We start from the raw sequence: 18,931 nt of genomic DNA, 5'->3' as shown, positions 1-18,931 counted from the left end.
CCGCCGGTGGCGGCCGCTCGGAGGCGCGCGCCACAGCTCTGTTCAATCGTCCAGTTACCACTCGAGGCCTGTCTCGACCCGCCCGTTTATCAGGGTGGAACCGAGAGCGTTAGGCGATGAGTTCGGGGGGCAATTCCGGCGCGAGCGGATCGAACGGCGGCGGGGACAGCGGGAGCGAGAGCGACGCGAACGAGTTCGACTTCGCAGCGCCCGCGACCGACCAGTCGTTCGAGAACGCGCTCGCGAAGGCCCGCGACGGCGTCCGGCTGACGGTCGACGACGCGACGGAACTGCTCGCCACCGGGACGGAGTCCGCGGAGATCGATCCGGTCCGCAAGGAGGCGGTGCTGGAGGCGGCCGACCGCCGCCGGCATGAGGAGGTGGGCGACGAGGTCACCTTCGTCGCCAACCTCAACAACAACGTCACCACGGCCTGCAACACCGGCTGCCTGTTCTGTAACTTCAAGGACTCCGCGCACGCGTTCGAGGCCGACAGCGACGTCGAACACGCCGGCTTCACCAAGCCCCCCGCGGAGTCGCGCGCGGTCGTCGAGGACGCCCTCGACATGGGGGTCTACGAGGTCTGCTCCGTCTCGGGGCTCCACCCCGCGTTCGCGCTGAACGAGGAACATCACGAGATCCTCGCCGCGTACGACGACCCCGCCAGCGAGGTGAACTACAAGCCGCCCGAGCGGTACGCGACCGACCCCGGCACCTACGTCGAGCAGATGGACGCGATGTCGGTGGGCGGCGTCCACCTCCACTCGATGACCCCGGAGGAGGCGTACCACGCGACCCGCGGCACCGACTGGACGTACGAGACCGCCTACAGCGAACTGGCGGCCGCGGGGCTCGACTCCGCGCCGGGCACCGCCGCCGAGATCCTCGTCGACGAGGTCCGCGACGTGATCTGCCCGGGGAAGATCCGCACCGACGACTGGGTGGCCGCGATGGAGGGCGCGGCCGCCGCCGGCCTCGACGTCACCTCGACGATGATGTACGGCCACGTCGAGACGGTCGCCCACAGGGCCGAACATCTGAAGGTCATTCGCGACCTCCAAGACCGCACGGGCGCGATCACGGAGTTCGTCCCCCTCTCTTTCATCCACCAGAACACCCCCCTCTACCGCCGCGGCGTCGTCGACTCCGGTCCCTCGCGCGCCGAGGACGAGCTCGTCGTCGCGGTCGCGCGGCTCTTCCTCGACAACGTCGACCACGTCCAAGCGTCGTGGGTGAAGTCGGGCGACGCCCACGGGCTGAAGCTGCTCAACTGCGGCGCCGACGACTTCATGGGCACCATCCTCTCGGAGGAGATCACCAGCCGCGCGGGCGGCGAGTACGGCGAGTACCGCTCGTTCGACGACTACGTCGAGATGATAACGGCGATCGGGCGGACCCCGGTCGAGCGCTCCACCGACTACCGCACGCGGCGCCGGATCGACCCCGACGACGGCCCGCACGGCCCGCGGCTCGGCCCGCGCGCAGACGGCTCGCCGATGCTCCCGGACCGCTCGTCGGACGGCGGCGACGCGGCCGGAACGTCCCCGGCCGACGCGGACGACTGAGTTCGCGTCACCGACCGATTCCGCGCCGACAGATCGGGGGGCGACCGAATACGTTCCGCGCGACCGCCGACGACTCTCATCGAGTGAGAACCCCCGGTATGCCCTTTATTGTGTCACACGTTATCACGTGTGAGATGACCGCACCCGACGCACGGCCGGCCGATCGGTCGGCGGGGAGCGACGGCGACGACCGCGGGGAGGGCCTCGACGCGCCGTCGCTCACGCGCTCCGACGAGCGGCTGTTGGCGTACCTCGACGACGTGGGGACGGACTACCCGGCGTTCGTCGCGAGCAACACGGGGTTGTACGCCGACCACGTCGAGTCGCGGCTGGACGCGCTCGGGGACGCCGGACTCGTCGAGCGGGTGACCGGCGAGGCCGCCTACCGCCTCACCGACGCGGGGCGCGAGGCGCTCCGCGACGACTGCCCGCGCTGGTCCGATTGAAAGGGAGAGGTCGCGGCGCTTATCGCCCGAGTTCCGCGTGCGCCGACGAGAGGTGGCGGGAGCCGAGCGCCGCGAGCAGCGACAGTTCGCCGGCGAGCGCGCAGACCGCGATCGACTCCGCGAGCGCGTCGGCGTTGCTTCCGGCCGGGTCGCCGCCGCCGGCGACGCCGAGGATCTCGAGGCTCGCCTGCTGTGTGGGGAGCTTCGTCCCGCCGCCGACCGTCCCCACTTCGAGGCTCGCCAGCGAGACGGAGACGTAGAGGTCGCCGTCGGCGGTCGTCTCGGCCGTGGTGATCGCGTTCGCGCCCTCCACGACCTGCGCCTCGTCCTGCCCGGTCGCGAGGAACATCGCCGCGACCGCGTTGGCGACGTGCGCGTTGAATCCGAGCGCGCCCGCCTTCGCGGAGCCGACGAGGTTCTTCCGCGTGTTGATCTCGGCGATGGCCTCCGGGGTCGTGTGGAGGCGCTCCTCGACGACCTGGCGCGGGACCGTCGCGTCCGCGACGACCGAGCGCCCGCGCCCCTCGACGGCGTTGATCGCGGCCGGCTTCTTGTCCGAACAGAGGTTGCCCGACAGCGCGACGAGCGAGGCCTCCGTCTCGGCCTCGACCACGTCGCAGGCCTCCCGGGTCGCGATGGTGGCCATGTTCATCCCCATCGCGTCCTTGGTGTCGTAGCGGAACCGGCAGAAGACGTTGTTGCCGACGACGTACGGCGTCACGTCGAGCAGTTCGCCGTGGCTCGTCGTCGACTCCGCGGCCTCGCGTAACGCGGGCACGTTGTCGCGCACCCAGTCGACGAGCGCCTCGGCCTCGGCGACGCCCGCGACCCGGAAGACGGGCGCGCGGGTCATCCCGCTCTCCGTCACGCGCGCCGTCGCGCCGCCGGCGTCGTCGACGACGGAGCAGCCGCGGTTGATCGACGCGACCAGCGCGCCCTCGGTGGTCGCCAGCGGCAGGTACCGCTCGCCCGAGGCCGCGCCGCCGTCGACGGTCACCGGCCCGGCGACGCCGATCGGGACTTGGACGCCGCCGAGGGTGTTCTCGATGTTCGAGCCGTGGACCGCCGCGGCGTCGAACGCGTACTCGCCGAGCGGGTCGAGGTCGGCGTCGGTCGCCTCCGCGACGAGCAGCCGGCGCGCGGCGGCCGCGGCGTCGGCGTCGGCGTGGTCTTCCAGCTCGTGGAAGCGGAGGTCGCCGTCGCGGACCCGGGCCGCGAGGTCCGCGGGAGTCGGTTGCGACATGCCGTCCTCTCCTCGCGGCGTGCGCTAAGTAGTGTCGGTTCCGGGACCCTCGGGGGTCGGACCCGCGGCGTTCGGAGACCGCGTCGTCCGGAAAATCGACCACCTATCGCCCGACGAATCCGGAGAGCCGCTCGCGGAGCGACTCGCCGCCCAGCTTGAGGTAGTAGGCGTCGCCGCCGTCCTCGTAGTAGTCGTCGATGCGGCGGATCACCTCGAAGCCGAGGTGTTCGTAGAAGCCGAGCGCCTGTCGGTTGGTCGTGCGGGCGTGGCAGGTGACCGACCGGTGGTTCTCCGCGACGTCGGCGATCAACCGCTCGGCGTGGCCGCGACCGCGGTGGTCGGGGTGGACGGCAAGAAAGAGGATGTAGCCGTCGCGCCGGACGGAGGCGAACGCGGCGAGACGGTCGTTCTCGACGAGCAGGTGGGCGGTCGACCGGCGGTACGCGTCGACGAAGAAGCCGCGTCGCTGTCGGAGGACCCCCTCGGCGGACCGAATTTGCTCTTTGAGCTCCCACGCGGCGGTCGCGTAGTCGGACTCGCCGGGGGGATCGGTCCGCTTCTCGACGTTGACGCTCACTGCGATGATCTAACACGTGGACGGAATATAACTCCACCGCCAGCGGGGACCGTTGCGGGCGGTTACGCCGCCAGCGAGGGGGTTACCGACCGCCGGTCTGCGGAGAGCGGGCCGTCGTCGGCAGCCGGGACAGCCGACGGAAACGATTTTGTCGCGGTCGCGCGTGGAGACGGATGAATGACCGACGAGTCGTCGGGAGTCGAGTTGCTCCGGCGGGCGTTCCTCACCGGCGTCGCCGTCATCGTCCCCGCGATCATCACGCTGGTCGTCCTCGCGTTCGCGTTCAACGCGGTGTACGACTACCTCGACGCCTTCTCGTCGGCCGTCGTCGCCGTCTCTCCGGGGGCCGGACTGCCGGTGATAAGCGCGGTCTCCCGCGAAGTCGCGATCGAGATCGCGACGCCGGTCGTGTTCGTGGCCGTCATCCTCCTTCTCGGCGCCGCCGTCGAGTCCTCGCGGTACGGCGAGCGCGCGGTCGACTACGTCGACGAGGCGGTCGAGCGCGTGCCCGGCGTCGGCTCCGTCTACCAGGGATTCCGACAGATGAGCGACGCCATGCTGGAGTCGGACGGCGGGAACTTCCGCGAGGTGGTCCTCGTGGAGTTCCCGACCGAGGATACGTACACCCTCGCGTTCGTCACGAGCGAGACGCCCGCCGTGATCGCGGACCACGCGGACAGCGAGGGCGGGGGCATGCGGACGCTGTTCATGCCGATGGCGCCGAACCCGGTGATGGGCGGCCACGTCGTCTTCGTCCCGGAGCGACAGATCGTCGACGTGGAGCTGACGGTCGACGAGGGGATCCGCGCGCTGGTCACGAGCGGCGTCGCGCTGGAGGAGGTCGCCGCCGACCTCGACGACGTCGACCCGGAGGACCTCCGCGCCGGCGCGCCGGAGCGGACCATCGACGCCCGGTTCCAGTCGGACGAACGCTCGGAGCGGGACGGAGACCCCCGCGACGAGACCGGCCGACGGAGCGGCGACCGATGACGTACGAACTCCGCGATCACACCGCGGACGTCGCCGTCGAGGCGAGGGCCGACACCCTCTCGGCGCTGTTCGCGTCGGTCGCGGACGGGCTCACGGCCGCGAGCGCGGAGTCGGTGCCGGCGGCCGGCGACCGGTTCGAGATCGAAGTCGCCGCCGAGAGCCGCGAGGCGCTGCTGTTCGACTACCTCGACCGGCTGATCTACGAGCGCGACGTTCGGGGCGTCCTCCCGGCTGACCACCGCTGCTCGGTCGTCGAACCGAGCGGGGCGGACCGGGGGAGCGACTCCGCGGACCCGGACGCGTGGCGGCTCGCGGCCAGCGCGCGCGGCGTCCCCCTCGACGCGATGGCCGCCCGGGAGATCAAGGCCGTCACCTACTCCGAGATGGCGCTCGAACGGCGCGGCGACGAGTGGTACGCGTACGTCGTCTTCGACGTGTGAGGCCGCGAGACCGCCCGCGCAGTACTCCGTGAGGAATCATTATACTTGTCGAGTTCGTTGGTAACGTATGTCATACTCAGAGCGGAGCGACGGGAGCGAGCCGACGATCGGGGAGCGGCGGTGGCGCGCGGGAGCGGTCGGCGGGGTGATCGCCGGCGCCGCGATGGGCGCCGTGTTACACTTCGGGCTCGGACTCATGCCGACGATCGGCGCGCTGGTCGGGATCGAAACGGTCCTCGCGGGGTGGGCCGTCCACCTGTTCAACAGCGCGCTGTTCGGCGGGCTGTTCGTCGCCCTCTTCGACCGCCCATTCTTCGCGGAGCTGCGCGGGGACGTCGGCGGCTGCCTCTCGCTCGGCGTGGTCCACTCCGCGCTGCTGGGCGTGCTCACCGGCGGCCTGCTGTTGCCGGCCGCCATCGCGATCGAGGGCGCGACCGCGCTGCCGGTGCCGACGCTCCCCGTTCCGGGGCTGACCGCCAGCTTCGAGTTCGGCGCGGTCATCGCGGTCGCGCACCTGCTGTACGGGCTCGTTCTGGGCCGGGTCTTCGCCGCGTTCACGCTCGCGGAAGGCGCGATCGGGTGGCTCCCGATCGACCCGGTCGACCGGTGAGATCGCGGGCGGGCGACCAGAATCGCCTCCGAGGGGACGCGCTCGCACCCGCGACCGCTGACGCAACGCCCTTGCCCCCCCGCGTCGAACGGCGGGTATGACCACGCGCGAGTTCGACGGGATCCGACTGGAGAAGGTGCGCGAACACGTCTGGGAGATCCCCCGCGAGGGCGACATGAACGTCCCCGCGCGGGTCCTCGCCAGCGAGTCGCTGCTCGAAGAGATCGGCGACGACGACTCGCTCCAGCAGCTGAAGAACGCCACCCACCTGCCCGGGATGGTCGAACCCGCGCTCTGTATGCCCGACGGCCATCAGGGGTACGGCTTCCCGGTCGGCGGCGTCGGCGCGATCGACGCCCGAACCGGCTGCATCTCGCCCGGCGCGGTCGGCTACGACATCAACTGCGGCGTCCGGATGGTGCGGACGAACCTCACCTACGACGACGTGCGCGGCCGGGAGGAGGAGCTGGTCGACGCGCTGTTCGAGGCCGTCCCGTCGGGACTCGGTGGCGGCGGCGTGATCGACGGCGACGCGGACGCGATCGAGGGCGCACTCGAACGCGGCGTCGAGTGGGCCGTCGAAGAGGGGTACGGGATCGAGAGTGACCTCGCGCGCTGCGAGGACGAGGGGCGTCGCCCCGACGCGCGCCCGGAGTACGTCTCCCAGAAGGCGATGGACCGCGGGCGCAACCAGATGGGCTCGCTCGGCTCGGGCAACCACTTCCTCGAAGTCCAGCGCGTCACCGACGTGTTCCGCGAGGACGTGGCCGACGCGTACGGCCTCGAAGAGGACGGCATCGTCGTCCTGATCCACTGCGGGAGTCGCGGGCTCGGCCACCAGACCTGTAACGACTACCTCCGCCGGATCGAGAAGGAACACGGCGACCTGCTCGCCGACCTGCCCGACAAGGAGCTGGCGGCCGCGCCCGCCGGCTCCGAGCTTGCCGAGGAGTACTACGGCGCGATGGGCGCGTGCATCAACTTCGCGTGGGTGAACCGCCAGCTGATCACCCACCAGGCGCGCGAGACGTTCGGCGAGGTGTTCGACGCCGACCCGATCGAGGACCTCGGGATGGAGCTCTTGTACGACGTGGCGCACAACATCGCGAAGAAGGAGACCCACGAGGTCGGCGTCGACGCCGACGGTCTCCCCGCCGTCGGCGACGAGGCCGTGGACCGCGCGGACCGAGAGCTGTACGTCCACCGCAAGGGCGCGACGCGGGCGTTCCCCGCCGGCAACGAGGACGTGCCCGAGACGTACCGCGACGTGGGGCAGCCGGTCATCATCCCCGGCAGCATGGGCGCGGGCTCGTACGTCCTCCGCGGCGGCGACGAGTCGATGTCGGTGTCGTTCGGCTCGACCGCGCACGGCGCCGGCCGGCTCATGAGCCGCACGCAGGCGAAACAGGAGTTCTGGGGCGGCGACGTTCAGGACGACCTCGAGGACGGCCAGCGGATCTACGTGAAGGCGCAGTCCGGCGCCACCATCGCGGAGGAGGCGCCCGGCGTCTACAAGGACATCGACGAGGTGATCCGCGTGAGCGACGAACTCGGCATCGGCGACAAGGTCGCGCGGACGTTCCCGGTCTGTAACATCAAGGGGTGAGGGCGGGCGCGGCCGGTCGCCCGGCGTGGCGGATGCCCCGCCGAGTCAGTTCTCCCGCTTCGCCTCGCGGCCCAGGTGTTCTTCGACGGCGTCGACCTTCTCCGCGGCGGTCCCGTCGCTCGTCCGCTTGTCGTCGATCTTGAGGACCGTCGAGACGCGGTCGCCGTCGACGGCGTCGTGGGCGGCCGCAGCGGCCGTGAACAGCGTCTCCGCGTCGTCGGCCTCGATGACGGTCCCCATCGGGTTGGTCTCGTAGCTCACGTCGAACTCGTCGAGCGCGGCGACGGCCTTCGCCACCTCCTCGCCCATGCTCCCCTCGATCACCGGCGCGACGCTCAGCATTGCGATGGCTGTCATGGACGTGGCTGGGAGGTGTGGTCACTTAATTCGTCGTCGGAGAACGAGACTGGTCGGGAGGGACTGGCCCCGGCTGTAGGCGGTCGCCCATCGATCGCTGCTCTCGTCACGACCGTGACCGCCGAAGCCCCAGCCGTTCGGCTATAATCCTCTGTCTGTGGATCGACGACGACGGACGCCTCCAAAGCCCCAGCCGCGAGGACTCGATGCGCTCGCTGTCGTTCGAAAGGCGCGGAGCGCCTTTCGTGATGACGAGAGAGCTTTGCTCTCTCGAACCACGCGCTTCAGTCGCTCGCTGCGCTCGCTCCCTCCAGTGCTTGCGTCGCGCGTCTTCGTCCTCGCGGCAGCGTGGCGCTACGCGCCACGGGCAGCCGGCGGCGAAGCCGCCGGCAACTGCCCCTTTGAGTCCCGCCCCGCACCGCAGCCTCACGCCTCCCCAGCCTCGTCGCTCCCTTCGGTCGCGACTCCCTCGCACGCGCTGCTCGCGGTCGCCAGCGGCGACCGCTCGCAGGCGCGCGCCACCGCAGATCGGTCAGAGCGAATCGCGTTGAGGGATTACTCCAGCGCGTCTTTGAGGAACGACAACTGGTGGCCGACCGCGCCCTCGAAGTCGTCGCCGAGTACCGAGAAGTGGTCCGCCGGCATGGTGACGACGGTCCCCCGCGAGAGTCGCTCGCCGGCGTCCGCGACCGCGTCGGCGTCGACGATGTTGTCGTCGGTGCCGGCCAAGAGCAGCGTCGGGGCGTCGACCTCGTCGAGCCGCGTCACCGGGCGGTAGCCGACGAGCCCGAGCAGCGACCGCGCCGGCGTCTCGTTGCGCCACGCCGACTCGCGGTCGACGAGGTCGATGTACTTCCGCTCTGCTCCGGGCTCGGTTATCGCCGCGCACTCCTCCGTCCCGCCGACGATGGGGACGGTGCGGCCGCGGCCGATCCGGTGGCCGAGCAGGTCGCGGAGCCCCGCGGCGCCGGAGCGGAGGAGGTACCGCCCGCCGCGCCGCACGGCGATGGCGCGCCCGTCGAGCATCGGGACGAGCCCCACGACGGCGTCGACGTCGCGGCGCTCCGCGGCGAGCGTCAGGACGTGCGCGGCCGACAGCGACGCACCCCACAGGACGAGGTCGTCGGCGGTGTCGTCGACGCGGTTCGCGCGGTCGATCGCGGCCTCGTACGCCGCTCGCTGGCGGTCGAGGTCGACCGCCTGCGAGTCGCCGTCCGACTCGCCGAACTCCGGGTGATCGAAGAGGAGGGCGGCGTAGCCTGCGTCGGCGAACCGCTCCGCGACGGCGGGGTAGCCGAAGGTCCGCCCCGCGCCGAGCCCGGGCGCCATCAGGACGACCGGGGGGTCGTCGGCGTCGCCGCCGGGGAGGTACAGCGTCCCGCGGCAGGTCGCGCCGTCGACGTCGAACGCGACCGCGCGGGTGGCAAACCGCTCGCGGGCCGGGCGCGCGAGCCGGCGCTGGGCCCGGTTGACAGGCTTGCGGCGGGTCACCGGTCGGCCTCCGGGTCGGTCTCGGGAGCGCCCGTGTCGTCGTCTCCCGGTAGATCCCCGTCACCGGGCTCGTGGCTGAGGGTCTCCAGTACCCGGGTCGAGAACTCCGTCTCGGATATCTCGTAGCTCGCGAGCGCCTCGAACCACTCGGCCTCTGCGTGCCAGGTGCCGAGGACGTCGCCGGGGGACCGCACGACCGTCCCCTCGACGCGGACGGGCTCCCACTCGTCGGCCTCGGCCTGGTCGATGAGCGCGTTGAGCGCGCGCCCGATCTCGCCGCGGTGGACCTCGCGGCCGGGGAAGGCGGTCATGTACGTCAGCTCCAGCGGGTCGCCCTCGTCGATCGACTCGACGCTGACGCCGTAGCTCCTGAGTTCCGGCTCCAGATCCGCCGTCCGCTCGTCGCCGGTCATACCCGATCCGTCGGCGGGGCGTAATAAATCGGTACCGGCACGCGACCGGGATGTCGCTGAAAGGGCGAATCGGTCGAAAGCCGCGGACGGGGGGCGACCGCCGAACGGCGGCCGCAGTTGGGTTGTCAGAGGCACACGATTGTCCCGCGCGGCCGGTCGGTTGTACTCCGTGGAGTGATATAAACGCTCGGGCCGGGTATCATTTATGCGGCTGCCGTTCCTTTGTCAATTCACATGCTCACCGCGGCCGCGACGGCGCTGACGCGAACCGACGACACCGCGGGCGTCGTCCTCGTCGGCGGGTCCGTGACCCTGTTGGGGTGGATCCTCGCGTCGCTGTGGCTCGTCGGCGTCCTCTTCGTCGACACGGCTATCGCCGTCGCGGCCCCGATCGCGCTCGCGCCGTCGCTCGTCGCGCGCGGCTACTTCGTCCGGGTGACGCGAGGCGCGATCCAGCAGGAGCGCTCCGGCGGCGCGGCCGGCGCGCCGTCGCTCGTCGACTGGGGCGAGTTGGTCAGGGACGGCGTCAAGTCCGCGGTGCTGTCCGCGGCGCTGCTGGCGCCCCTCGGTGGGGGCCTCGCCGTCGTCGGAGGGGCCATCGCCGCGCTCGTCGCCGGTCCCGTCGATCCGGGGTCGACCGCGGCCGCCGTCGAGTCCGCCCTCGGTCCGAACGGCCCGGCCGCCGTCGCGGTCGTCGCCGTCGGCCTCGTCGCCGCGCTCGTCGGCGCGTACCTCCTCGCGTTCGCGTACCTCCGCCCCGCCGCGCTCGCCGCGTTCGCCGCGTCCGGCCGGCTCAGGGACGGGCTGAACCCGCGGACGGTGGTCGGCGTCGCCGCGACCGGCCCGTACGCCACCGGGTGGACGCTGGCGGTCGGGGCGCTCGCGGTCGGTTACGCCGTCGCGGCCCCGACGGTGCCGCTGGTCGGCGGCGTCGCGCTCGCCTTCCTCGCTCGCGTCGTCGCGCACGGGCTCTACGGGCGGGGCGCGGCGGACGCTCTCACGTCGGAGGAGACGGAGAGCGAGGCGCAGGCGGCGGTCCGGACGGACCGCGACGCCGCGCGCTCCGGGAGCCGAACGGTTCGCCGCGCAGACGCGACTCGCGGCGCGGAGGCGACTCGCGGCGCCGACGCGGCCCGTGTCGCCGCCGCGACCGAGAAAGTCGAACGCGCGCGCGACGACCCCCCGGCCCCCATCGTGTCGGGCGACGGCGGGCAACCGGTCCGGAGCGAGCCGCCGGCCCCGGTGCAGGTCGGTCGCGGCGTTCCGGTCGACGAACAGGGGGACGCCGAGACCGATCTTGCCGATTCGGCCGACGCGATCGACGGGGTCGAGGCGGCCGACGCCGGCGACGACTCGGTCGACGCCCGCGACGATTCGACCGACGGCTTCGAGTGGGATCCCGCGCTCGCCGAGGCGGAAGACAAGAGTTGATACGGCCGCGAGCGAACGCCCGGGCATGCGCATCTCCGAGCGGGGGTACGGCGAGGAGGGCCGGGAACGGCTCACGCTGGTCCCCGAGAACGTCGACGACCTCTGGCACCTCGCGCACGTCCTCGAACCCGGGGACCTCGTCGAGGGCGACACCACCCGGCGGATCCAGCGGAACGACGACCAGATGCGGGACACCGGCGGGCAGCGCGAACATATCTTCGTCACCCTCCGAGTGGAGGACGTGGAGTTCGCGCGGTTCGCCAACCGGCTCCGCGTGTCGGGCGTCATCGTCGGCTGCTCGCGGGAGGATCAGCTCAACGCCCATCACACGCTCAACGTCGAGGAACACGACGAGATAACCGTCGAGAAGCATTTCAAGCCGGACCAGACCGAGCGGCTGGAGGAGGCCACGGAGGCCGCGGAGAACCCTGACGTGGCCATCGCGACCGTCGAGGAGGGCGCGGCGTACGTCCACACGGTCCAGCAGTACGGCACCGAGGAGTACGCCTCGTTCACGAAGCCGACCGGGAAAGGCGAGTTCTCGCGGCCGCGCGAAGAGCTGTTCGCGGAGCTGGGCGAGGCGCTCGCGCACCTCGACGCCGACGCCGTGATCCTCGCCGGCCCGGGGTTCACGAAGAACGACGCGCGCGACTACGTCGACGAGGAGTACCGCGACCTCTCCGACCGGATCACCACCGTCGACACCTCCGCGGCGGGCGACCGCGGCGTCCACGAGGTGCTCAAGCGCGGCGCGGTCGACGAGGTCCAGAAGGAGACCCGCATCTCGAAGGAGGCGAACCTCATCGACGACCTGACCGAGAACATCGCGAAAGGCGAGAAGGCGACGTACGGTCCGGACGACACCGCGGAGGCCGCCGAGTTCGGCGCGGTCGAGACGCTGCTCGTCGTCGACGAGCGCCTCCGCACCGAGCGCCAGGGCGACGGGGACTGGACCATCGACGTCAACGCGGTGATCGAGTCGGTCGAGCAGCAGGGCGGCGACGTGGTCGTCTTCTCCTCGGAGTTCGCCCCCGGCGAGCAGCTCGCCAACCTCGGCGGCATCGCGGCGATTCTCCGATACCGGCTTCAGTGAACGGCTGACAGCTGAAGTGCGGCGGCGCGTGCCGGCGAGGCCGCCCCGCGGCCGAGCAGCACGCGCGAGGGAGCCGGTCGCCGAAGCGGAGCGAGGCGACCGACGAGGCTGGGGAGGTGTGAGGTGCTGTGCGGGGCGGTGCGGGGTGGGACTCAAACGGGCAGCTGCGCGGCGGGCGCAGACGACGTAAGCACCGCACGGAGTGAGCAGAGCGAACGACTGAGGAGCGCAGCGAGTGTGCGCCCGCCTCGCGGCTGGGGCTTTGGAGACGGTCACCGCAGACTCGGAGGTCACGTGCAGCCGAGCGGCTGAGGCTTCGGCAGGCTCGGTCGGAAAGTCGTTCGCGGCGACAACAGTCACGTATCGCGTTCGAGAGCGGCCGTGAGCTTATCAGAGCGCGTCGCCAACGCCGGATCGATGGCGGACCGACCCGGCGGTGACGAGAGCGTCTCGACGACCGCCGAACGCGAAAGCACCGATGACACCGATGGCGATCCGACCTCGGACGCCGACCCGCTCCCCGACGGCCTCGACGACGCCGGCGTCGACGAGGCGGTGAAGCGCCGCCTCCGCGAGGCGTACCTCAACGACGAGGAGAACGCGCTGATCGTCACCCGGGTGCGCTCCGTCGGCGACCGCGTCGCCGTCGAGATGCGCCCGCCGCACGGCGACGCCACGCACACCGAGCGGTTCGACGCACCCCGCGACGGCTCGCTCCGGGAGTCCGAGGCGTTCCTCGAATTCTTGGAGGCCGCGGGCGTCTCGCCGCTCGACGTCGACGAACTCGTCGGAACTCGCGTGCCCGCGACGTACGACACAGAGACGGGCTGGCGGGTCGATCCGGAATTTCGCGGCGAGTCGGCGTCAACGGGCGAGAACCGGCTCGCGGACGCCCGAGACTGGCTGTGGGCCTACCGGGCGTGGCTGGTGGCGGGGCTGCTCGTCGGGGGCGAGTTGGTCTTCGTCGCGGTGTTGATTCTGCTCTACGCGTGAGGGTCGGCGGCGGCGCTCACTGCCCCGCCGCGTCGTCGCCGCGGTCGAGGTAGTTGTTCACGAGCATCGGGGCGACCGTGCCGACGAATATCAGCACGCCGATCAGCAGTTCCGACGAGAGGTCGGTCAACAGGAGGCCGCCGTACGCGAGCAGAAGCGCGGCGGCGACGAACCCGATGACGACCGTGTTCTCGCGGGAGACCATGCCGGACGCTCCTGTCCGGGAGATCAAAAAGGCGTCGTCGGTCGGCGCGTCACTTCCCCCAGAAGGGGTCGCGCTTGCGACGCGTCTCCAAGTAGCCCTGAAGCGCCTCGCGCTCGTCGGCCGTGATCTCCTCTTTCAGTTCCTGTTCGAGGATCTTCGCGTGCTTCTCGGGCACCTCGGTCCAGAGCGTGTCACCTTCCTCGATGTCGCGCCCGACGGTCGGCCCGTCGATGGCGATGCTGACGCGCTCGCCGGCGCGCGCCTCGTCGACGTCGTCGCCCTGCTTCTGGATGCCGGAGAGGCCGCCGACGCGCTCGAACTCGTTGCCCTCGAAGTAGCCGACGTTGCGGTTGTTCTGGAGGGTGCCGGAGATTATCTCGACGCCGACGACCGCGGGGTCGTTCTGTCGGAACGTGTGGTCGGGGAGGATGCGGAAGCGGGCGGGCCGGACGACCTTGTCCAGCACCGTCTCCTGTTGCGCGCGCTGCTTCTCCTCGACGTAGCGCTCGTAGTCCTCGACCAGCTGGTAGATGACCTCGTTCTTGAACAGCTTCACATCCGCGTTCTCCAGGTCCGACTCCGCGTTCTTGAGGAGGTCGACGTTGAAGCCGAGGATCGCCTTGTGTTCGTCCTGGTTCGCGGTCTCCGCGACCGCGATGTCGCGCGGCGCGATGTCGCCGACCTCGGCGCGGAGGATGGGGACCTCCGCCTCGCGGAGGGCGTTCGCCATCGCCTCCAGCGAGCCGAGGGTGTCGGCCTTGACGACGACGCCGTTGTCGGCCGTTTCGACCTCGATCTCGGCGAGTTCGGCCTTCACCTCTTCGACGACTTCCTCGACGGTGCGGTCGCGGACGACGCGGACCGGCGCGCCGGCCATCGCCCGATCGAGGTCGGGCGCGGCGATCTTCACGCCGGCCGCGGCGCCGATCTCACCGACCTTCTCGAACTCCTTCTCCGTGCGGATCTCCGCGAGCGGCCGCGGGCGGAGCAGCGCGCGGACCTCGGTGACGATCGGCTCGTCTTGGCCCCCGACGACGACGGTGTCGCCGTTGCGGATCACGCCGTCGTAGACGACGGTGTCGACCGTCGCGCCGAAGCCCCGCTCGTCTTTCACTTCGAGGACGGTCCCCTCGCCCGGTCCCGTCACGTCGATCGCCATCTCCTCTTTCATGAACCGCTGGGAGAGGCCCATGAGAACCGTCAGGAGGTCGGGGACGCCCTCGCCGGTGAGCGCCGACAGCGGGACGACGCCGATGTTCTTCTGGAAGTCCTGGACGCGCCAGTAGAGGTCGGCGGAGAAGCCGGCGTCGGACAACTGGCCGATGATCTCGTAGAGGTTCTCGTCGAGCATCGACTTCGCGCGCTCCGACTGCGCCTCCATGCTCTTCTGGATCGGCTCGCCGTCCTGCGGGTTCCAGCCTGGCGTCGTGTCGGCCTTGTTGGCCGCGACGACGAACGGGGTCCCGGTCCGCCGGAGGATATCTATCGCCTCCTCCGTCTGCGGCTGGAAGCCGTCGTTCACGTCGACGACGAGGACCGCGATGTCGGCGAGCGCGCCGCCGCGGGCGCGCAGCGTCGAGAAGGAGTGGTGGCCCGGCGTGTCGATGAAGAGGAGGCCCGGGAGGTCGAAGTCGGTCGGGTCGATGAGCTCGCCCGCCATCCCGGAGATGGTGTCGAGCGGGATGTCCGTCGCCCCGATGTGTTGGGTGATCGCGCCGGCCTCGCCCTCGCTGACGGCGGAGCCGCGGATCGTGTCGAGCAGGCTCGTCTTGCCGTGGTCGACGTGGCCCAGCACGGCGACGATGGGGGTTCGCAGGGTGTCCGCGTGTGTGTGGTCGGTCATATGTGATCGCCCCGAGAAGGTTATACCGTTCGTTCCGCCCGGGCGTCAGTTAAGCCTTTCAAAATGCCGCGACGAACCGCGGCGGCGGAGCCGACGCGTCCTGACCGTCGCGCGTCCGGCGGCGAGCGCGCCCGCGTCCGTCGCCCGTCCGACGCCCCGTGGCGTTTAAGACCGTCGCCCGGGACCGTGGAGGTATGGTCGACATCCTCGCGGAGAACCTGTCCGGCAAGGCGGTGATGAGTTCCGACGGCACGGAGCTCGGGGACCTGTACAACATCACGATGAACCTCCAGTCCGGGGAGCTGAACCACCTCCTCGTCAGCCCGCACGAGCAGCTCAGCCCCGAACGCGTCGACTTCGGCGTCGACGAGATGGGGCGGCTCCGCGTCCCGGTCGCGAAGGTCCAGGCGGTGAAAGACTACATCGTCGTCGCCCGCTGATGCAAGTCCTCGACTCGTCCGCGTTCATCCACGAGTACACGACCGACGAGGACGTGGTCTCCATCCCGGCGGTCCACGAGGAGCTGACCGGGGAGGTCGCCCTCCGCTTCGACGCGATGGAGGGCTCCGGGATGACCGTCCACGTCCCGGCGCCGGAGGCGGTGGATCGCGTTCGCCGCGCCGCGAAGGGGTCTGGCGACGCCGCGGAGCTGTCCGACACCGACATCCGGCTGATCGCGACCGCGCTGGAGCTTCACGGAACGCTCGTCACCGACGACTACGCGATGCAGAACGTCGCCGAGCGGCTCGACCTCCCGGTCGAGGCCATCGCCCGCGACGGCATCTCGGAGGAGCGGGAGTGGCGGTTCCAGTGCGTCGGCTGTAACCGCACGTTCGACGAGAACAAAGAGCGGTGCCCGATCTGCGGCAGCGACCTGACGCGGAAGAACCCGGCCTGACCGATTCCTCGCCGCTTTCGCCTGATCGCTTTCCACCTTTCTGCGGAAGGCGTGCCCACGCGGGGGTGATTCGCACGCCACCGACCGATTGAACAGGCGCCCCACAGACCGTCCGACATGAACGCATTCGAGGAGCTGTCGCCGGACGCGCTCCGGGCCGGCCGGGCGGACGCGCTCGACGACGCCGTCGCGACGGCGCTCGCCGCCCACCCGCTCGACGGTGTCGAGACCGAGTACCCGCACTATCAGGGGACGGTCGAGGGCCCCGAAGCCCCGCCGCGCCCCGCCGAGGACCACCCCGTCTTCTACGGCTGCTTCGACTGGCATTCGGCGGTCCACAGCCACTGGGCGCTCGTGCGCGCGCTGCGGCTCGTACCGGACCACCCGAACGAGGACGAAATCGCGGCCGGCATCGACGAGCGGCTGACGCCCGAGAACGTCGCTCGCGAGGTCGCGTACCTCGACGAGAACCCCGGGTTCGAGGAGCCGTACGGGTGGTCGTGGCTGCTCCGGCTCGTCGCCGAACTACACCTCTGGAACGACCCGCGCGCCGACGCGTGGCGCGAGGCGCTCCGCCCGCTCGAAGAGCGGGTCCGCAGCGGCACGCGGGAGTCGTTCCTCGAAATCGACCGCCCGCACCGCGTCGGCACGCACGGCAACACCGCGCTCGCGCTCGCCGGCGTCCTCGACTACGCGCGGGTCGTCGGCGACCCCGACCTCGAACGGGAGACGGAGGCGACCGCGCGCCGACTCTACGCGGACGACACCGCGGCGGTCGTCGGCGCGGAGCCGGTCGGCTGGGACTTCGTCTCACCGGCCCTCACCGAGGCCGACCTCGTGCGCCGTGTCCTCGACCCCGACCCGTTCGCGGCGTGGCTCGACGGCTTCCTCCCGGACCTGACCGCGCCGCCGCACGACGCGCTGCTGTCGCCCGTCGACGTGGAACCCGACGAGGGCGACGGCGCCGCGATACACCTGATCGGCCTCAACGTCTCCCGCGCGTGGTGTCTCGCCGGACTGGCCGACGCGCTGAACGGACGAGATGGCCCGGTCGCGGAGCGGCTCCGAGAACCCCTCGACGACGCCGCGCGCCGCCACGCGGAGGCGGGGGCAGCGGACGTGCTCACCGACGACTACGCGGGCTCGCACTGGCTCTCCTCGTTCGCGCTGTACCTGCTGACGCGGAACGAGGGCGGTATCGCCCCGGACGCGGCTTAGTCGGCGCCAGACGACTCGGGCGCGTTGTCACCCGTCCGACCGGTTGAGTCGCCGTCATCTGACCCGACCGCGTCGCCTTCCGCGATGCCGAGCGCGTCGGCGGAGAGGTCGCCGCGGTCGAGCCGCGGGACGCGCTCGCGGAGCCGGGCGGCCGCGGCGCGCGCCTCCTCGAACTCCACCTCGGCGAGTGCGCGCACCAGCGCGGCGGCCCGCTCCGCCCGGGCGCGCTGCCACGACGCCTCGCGGGACTCGTAGGTGCGGATCGCGCGCAGGAAGTCGGCCTCGGAGAACTCCGGCCAGTACGGCGCACAGAAGTAGACCGCGGCCTCGTTGCCGTTCGCGTGCCACGGGAGGAAGTTCGAGGTCCGCTCGTCGCCGCCGGTGCGGACGATCAGGTCGACGTCGCGGATCGGCCGGTCGTACAGCCGGGACTCGACCGCCTCGACGTCGACGTCCTCGGGGGCCATCTCGCCCGCGTCCACGTCGCGGGCGATGGCTCGCGCGGCGTCCAGTAGTTCGGTTCGGCCGCCGTACGCCAGCGCGACGTTGAGCGTAAAGCGGTCGTTCCCGGCGGTGCGTCGCTCGGCGTAGTCGACCGCGTCGCGGACGCGCGGCGGGAGTCGGGGCACGTCGCCGATGGCCCGGACGCGGACGCCCTGCTCGTGAACCCGGTCGGCGTCGGCGAACTCGCGGAGCTTGTGTTCCAGCAGGTCGAAGAGCGGCTCCAGCTCCTCGTCCGGGCGCTCGAAGTTCTCGGTGGAGAAGGCGTAGAGGGTGAGCTCCGAGACGCCGAGGTCGGCGCACCAGTCGAGGACCTGTTCGGTGGTGTCCGCGCCGGCGCGGTGCCCTTCGGGCGCGTCGTCGCCGCGTTTGCGGGCGTACCGCCGGTTCCCGTCTTGGATGACCGCGACGTGGTCGGGAACGTCGTCTATCTCGCGGCGGAGGTGTCGCCGGTACGCGCGTCCGGCGAGACCGCGGAGTCGCTGCCACATGGGCCGAGACCACGCCCCCGAGCGGTATACCTTTATGGATCGATCCGTCGAGGGGCGACCCATGGAGGCCGCTTACGTCTGCCGCGTCGCGGTCCGGTTCGACCCCCCGGACGCCGCCGTCGACCCCGACCGCTTCGAGGTGACGGTCGAACTCCCCGCGAGCGAGCCCGGAACCGACGGCTGGCTCTTTTTCCGCGACCGGCTGTGGCGCGGCGAGATCGGCGACGAGCCGTCGTTCCGTCGACTGGCTGCGGGGCGGTTGGGGATCGCGGACGCCCCGGGCGTCGAAGTCGCCGCCGTCGACTTCCGGGAGCTCCGCACCGACGAGGCCTACCGCGGCGCGCTGACGGACGCGATCGCCGCGGACCTCGGTCCGTTCAACGCCGACTCGGTCGACGAGGTCCTCCGCAAGTACCTCGGCTCGTCGGTCCACGTGCGTGACTGAACGAGGGCGCGGCGTCGGGCGAGCGGGCGGCTCCCGCCGGTGTGGGTCGCGGTCCCGCGGACCCACAACGCACTT

At 71.2% G+C, this 18,931-nt stretch carries 21 protein-coding genes; 13 read left to right on the top strand and 8 right to left on the bottom strand.

The window, feature by feature from the left end:
• The first annotated feature begins 116 nt into the window (after positions 1-116).
• Together cofH and C463_RS05910 are read left to right on the top strand one after the other, a co-directional pair.
• Positions 117-1,565, top strand: coding sequence for a 7,8-didemethyl-8-hydroxy-5-deazariboflavin synthase subunit CofH (cofH, locus tag C463_RS05915; protein ID WP_008441963.1), 1,449 nt, complete (start codon positions 117-119; stop codon positions 1,563-1,565).
• Positions 1,566-1,699: 134 nt separating this feature from the next.
• The gene (locus C463_RS05910) at positions 1,700-2,011 is read left to right on the top strand and encodes a DUF2250 domain-containing protein (protein ID WP_008441954.1); all 312 of its coding nucleotides are present in this window, start codon (positions 1,700-1,702) and stop codon (positions 2,009-2,011) included.
• Between the two features lie 19 nt (positions 2,012-2,030).
• Here the strand turns inward: C463_RS05910 and hmgA are convergent, their stop codons facing one another.
• Both hmgA and C463_RS05900 read right to left on the bottom strand, forming a co-directional pair.
• Positions 2,031-3,254 carry a hydroxymethylglutaryl-CoA reductase (NADPH) gene (gene hmgA / locus C463_RS05905; protein WP_008441953.1) on the bottom strand — a complete coding sequence of 408 codons (1,224 nt, stop codon included), beginning with the start codon at positions 3,252-3,254 and terminating at the stop codon, positions 2,031-2,033.
• Positions 3,255-3,357: 103 nt separating this feature from the next.
• Entirely contained in the window at positions 3,358-3,831 is a 474-nt protein-coding gene (locus tag C463_RS05900; RefSeq protein ID WP_008441952.1) for a GNAT family N-acetyltransferase, read from the bottom strand.
• 177 nt (positions 3,832-4,008) lie between these two features.
• Between C463_RS05900 and C463_RS05895 the strand changes: the two genes are divergently transcribed.
• The 4 genes from C463_RS05895 to C463_RS05880 all read left to right on the top strand — a co-directional run bounded on the left by C463_RS05895 (position 4,009) and on the right by C463_RS05880 (position 7,477).
• On the top strand, positions 4,009-4,821 hold the full coding sequence (locus C463_RS05895; RefSeq protein ID WP_008441951.1) for a DUF502 domain-containing protein: 813 nt from the start codon (positions 4,009-4,011) through the stop codon (positions 4,819-4,821).
• On the top strand, positions 4,818-5,261 hold the full coding sequence (locus C463_RS05890) for an archease (RefSeq protein WP_008441950.1): 444 nt from the start codon (positions 4,818-4,820) through the stop codon (positions 5,259-5,261). The genes C463_RS05895 and C463_RS05890 overlap by 4 nt, the downstream gene beginning before the upstream one ends.
• Before the next feature lie 67 nt (positions 5,262-5,328).
• Positions 5,329-5,871 carry a hypothetical protein gene (locus tag C463_RS05885; protein WP_008441949.1) on the top strand — a complete coding sequence of 181 codons (543 nt, stop codon included), beginning with the start codon at positions 5,329-5,331 and terminating at the stop codon, positions 5,869-5,871.
• A 97-nt stretch (positions 5,872-5,968) separates the two neighbouring features.
• Complete coding sequence (locus C463_RS05880; RefSeq protein ID WP_008441948.1) at positions 5,969-7,477, top strand: RtcB family protein; 1,509 nt, start codon at positions 5,969-5,971, stop codon at positions 7,475-7,477.
• A gap of 45 nt (positions 7,478-7,522) precedes the next feature.
• On the opposite strand, the gene C463_RS05875 is transcribed toward C463_RS05880, so the two are convergent.
• The 3 genes from C463_RS05875 to C463_RS05865 all read right to left on the bottom strand — a co-directional run bounded on the left by C463_RS05875 (position 7,523) and on the right by C463_RS05865 (position 9,738).
• The gene (locus tag C463_RS05875; protein ID WP_008441947.1) at positions 7,523-7,834 is read right to left on the bottom strand and encodes an MTH1187 family thiamine-binding protein; all 312 of its coding nucleotides are present in this window, start codon (positions 7,832-7,834) and stop codon (positions 7,523-7,525) included.
• Positions 7,835-8,389: 555 nt separating this feature from the next.
• A complete protein-coding gene (locus C463_RS05870) occupies positions 8,390-9,325 on the bottom strand; it encodes an alpha/beta hydrolase (RefSeq protein WP_008441946.1) in 936 nt (311 codons plus the stop codon).
• Positions 9,322-9,738 (bottom strand): hypothetical protein, encoded by a 417-nt coding sequence (locus tag C463_RS05865; protein WP_008441945.1) that lies wholly within the window; start codon positions 9,736-9,738, stop codon positions 9,322-9,324. The genes C463_RS05870 and C463_RS05865 overlap by 4 nt, the downstream gene beginning before the upstream one ends.
• A gap of 234 nt (positions 9,739-9,972) precedes the next feature.
• On the opposite strand from C463_RS05865, the gene C463_RS05860 reads away from it, so the two are divergent.
• From C463_RS05860 to C463_RS05850, 3 genes are all read left to right on the top strand, one after another.
• A complete protein-coding gene (locus C463_RS05860) occupies positions 9,973-11,169 on the top strand; it encodes a DUF4013 domain-containing protein (RefSeq protein ID WP_008441944.1) in 1,197 nt (398 codons plus the stop codon).
• Positions 11,170-11,194: 25 nt separating this feature from the next.
• Positions 11,195-12,262: an mRNA surveillance protein pelota gene (locus C463_RS05855; RefSeq protein ID WP_008441943.1), complete on the top strand. Its 1,068-nt coding sequence runs from the start codon at positions 11,195-11,197 to the stop codon at positions 12,260-12,262.
• 417 nt (positions 12,263-12,679) lie between these two features.
• Complete coding sequence (locus tag C463_RS05850) at positions 12,680-13,255, top strand: hypothetical protein (protein ID WP_008441942.1); 576 nt, start codon at positions 12,680-12,682, stop codon at positions 13,253-13,255.
• A 16-nt stretch (positions 13,256-13,271) separates the two neighbouring features.
• Here the strand turns inward: C463_RS05850 and C463_RS05845 are convergent, their stop codons facing one another.
• Both C463_RS05845 and infB read right to left on the bottom strand, forming a co-directional pair.
• Complete coding sequence (locus C463_RS05845; protein ID WP_008441941.1) at positions 13,272-13,460, bottom strand: hypothetical protein; 189 nt, start codon at positions 13,458-13,460, stop codon at positions 13,272-13,274.
• Positions 13,461-13,509: 49 nt separating this feature from the next.
• Positions 13,510-15,303, bottom strand: coding sequence for a translation initiation factor IF-2 (infB, locus tag C463_RS05840; protein ID WP_008441940.1), 1,794 nt, complete (start codon positions 15,301-15,303; stop codon positions 13,510-13,512).
• A gap of 194 nt (positions 15,304-15,497) precedes the next feature.
• On the opposite strand from infB, the gene C463_RS05835 reads away from it, so the two are divergent.
• The 3 genes from C463_RS05835 to C463_RS05825 all read left to right on the top strand — a co-directional run bounded on the left by C463_RS05835 (position 15,498) and on the right by C463_RS05825 (position 17,419).
• A complete protein-coding gene (locus C463_RS05835; protein WP_008441939.1) occupies positions 15,498-15,743 on the top strand; it encodes a PRC-barrel domain-containing protein in 246 nt (81 codons plus the stop codon).
• On the top strand, positions 15,743-16,201 hold the full coding sequence (locus C463_RS05830; RefSeq protein WP_008441938.1) for an NOB1 family endonuclease: 459 nt from the start codon (positions 15,743-15,745) through the stop codon (positions 16,199-16,201). Before C463_RS05835 ends, C463_RS05830 begins: the two co-directional genes overlap by 1 nt.
• A 117-nt stretch (positions 16,202-16,318) precedes the next feature.
• Positions 16,319-17,419: a DUF2891 domain-containing protein gene (locus C463_RS05825; protein WP_008441936.1), complete on the top strand. Its 1,101-nt coding sequence runs from the start codon at positions 16,319-16,321 to the stop codon at positions 17,417-17,419.
• Here the strand turns inward: C463_RS05825 and uppS are convergent.
• Entirely contained in the window at positions 17,416-18,411 is a 996-nt protein-coding gene (gene uppS / locus C463_RS05820; RefSeq protein ID WP_008441934.1) for a polyprenyl diphosphate synthase, read from the bottom strand. The two genes, C463_RS05825 and uppS, sit on opposite strands and share 4 nt — an antisense overlap.
• 61 nt (positions 18,412-18,472) lie before the next feature.
• On the opposite strand from uppS, the gene lwrS reads away from it, so the two are divergent.
• Positions 18,473-18,856, top strand: coding sequence for an LWR-salt protein (gene lwrS / locus C463_RS05815; RefSeq protein ID WP_008441933.1), 384 nt, complete (start codon positions 18,473-18,475; stop codon positions 18,854-18,856).
• The last annotated feature ends 75 nt before the right edge of the window (positions 18,857-18,931 follow it).

Origin of the sequence: Halorubrum californiense DSM 19288 (assembly GCF_000336875.1) — an archaeon.
Taxonomy (GTDB): Archaea; Halobacteriota; Halobacteria; order Halobacteriales; family Haloferacaceae; genus Halorubrum; species Halorubrum californiense.
This window is presented reverse-complemented; position numbering and strand designations above follow the sequence as displayed.

Coding starts and splice junctions, on each gene's coding strand:
- cofH (WP_008441963.1), top strand. CDS start 117: ATGAGTTCGGGGGGCAATTCCGGCGCGAGCGGATCGAACGGCGGCGGG.
- C463_RS05910 (WP_008441954.1), top strand. CDS start 1,700: ATGACCGCACCCGACGCACGGCCGGCCGATCGGTCGGCGGGGAGCGAC.
- hmgA (WP_008441953.1), bottom strand. CDS start 3,254: ATGTCGCAACCGACTCCCGCGGACCTCGCGGCCCGGGTCCGCGACGGC.
- C463_RS05895 (WP_008441951.1), top strand. CDS start 4,009: ATGACCGACGAGTCGTCGGGAGTCGAGTTGCTCCGGCGGGCGTTCCTC.
- C463_RS05890 (WP_008441950.1), top strand. CDS start 4,818: ATGACGTACGAACTCCGCGATCACACCGCGGACGTCGCCGTCGAGGCG.
- C463_RS05885 (WP_008441949.1), top strand. CDS start 5,329: ATGTCATACTCAGAGCGGAGCGACGGGAGCGAGCCGACGATCGGGGAG.
- C463_RS05880 (WP_008441948.1), top strand. CDS start 5,969: ATGACCACGCGCGAGTTCGACGGGATCCGACTGGAGAAGGTGCGCGAA.
- C463_RS05875 (WP_008441947.1), bottom strand. CDS start 7,834: ATGACAGCCATCGCAATGCTGAGCGTCGCGCCGGTGATCGAGGGGAGC.
- C463_RS05865 (WP_008441945.1), bottom strand. CDS start 9,738: ATGACCGGCGACGAGCGGACGGCGGATCTGGAGCCGGAACTCAGGAGC.
- C463_RS05860 (WP_008441944.1), top strand. CDS start 9,973: ATGCTCACCGCGGCCGCGACGGCGCTGACGCGAACCGACGACACCGCG.
- C463_RS05855 (WP_008441943.1), top strand. CDS start 11,195: ATGCGCATCTCCGAGCGGGGGTACGGCGAGGAGGGCCGGGAACGGCTC.
- C463_RS05850 (WP_008441942.1), top strand. CDS start 12,680: ATGGCGGACCGACCCGGCGGTGACGAGAGCGTCTCGACGACCGCCGAA.
- C463_RS05845 (WP_008441941.1), bottom strand. CDS start 13,460: ATGGTCTCCCGCGAGAACACGGTCGTCATCGGGTTCGTCGCCGCCGCG.
- infB (WP_008441940.1), bottom strand. CDS start 15,303: ATGACCGACCACACACACGCGGACACCCTGCGAACCCCCATCGTCGCC.
- C463_RS05835 (WP_008441939.1), top strand. CDS start 15,498: ATGGTCGACATCCTCGCGGAGAACCTGTCCGGCAAGGCGGTGATGAGT.
- C463_RS05830 (WP_008441938.1), top strand. CDS start 15,743: ATGCAAGTCCTCGACTCGTCCGCGTTCATCCACGAGTACACGACCGAC.
- C463_RS05825 (WP_008441936.1), top strand. CDS start 16,319: ATGAACGCATTCGAGGAGCTGTCGCCGGACGCGCTCCGGGCCGGCCGG.
- uppS (WP_008441934.1), bottom strand. CDS start 18,411: ATGTGGCAGCGACTCCGCGGTCTCGCCGGACGCGCGTACCGGCGACAC.
- lwrS (WP_008441933.1), top strand. CDS start 18,473: ATGGAGGCCGCTTACGTCTGCCGCGTCGCGGTCCGGTTCGACCCCCCG.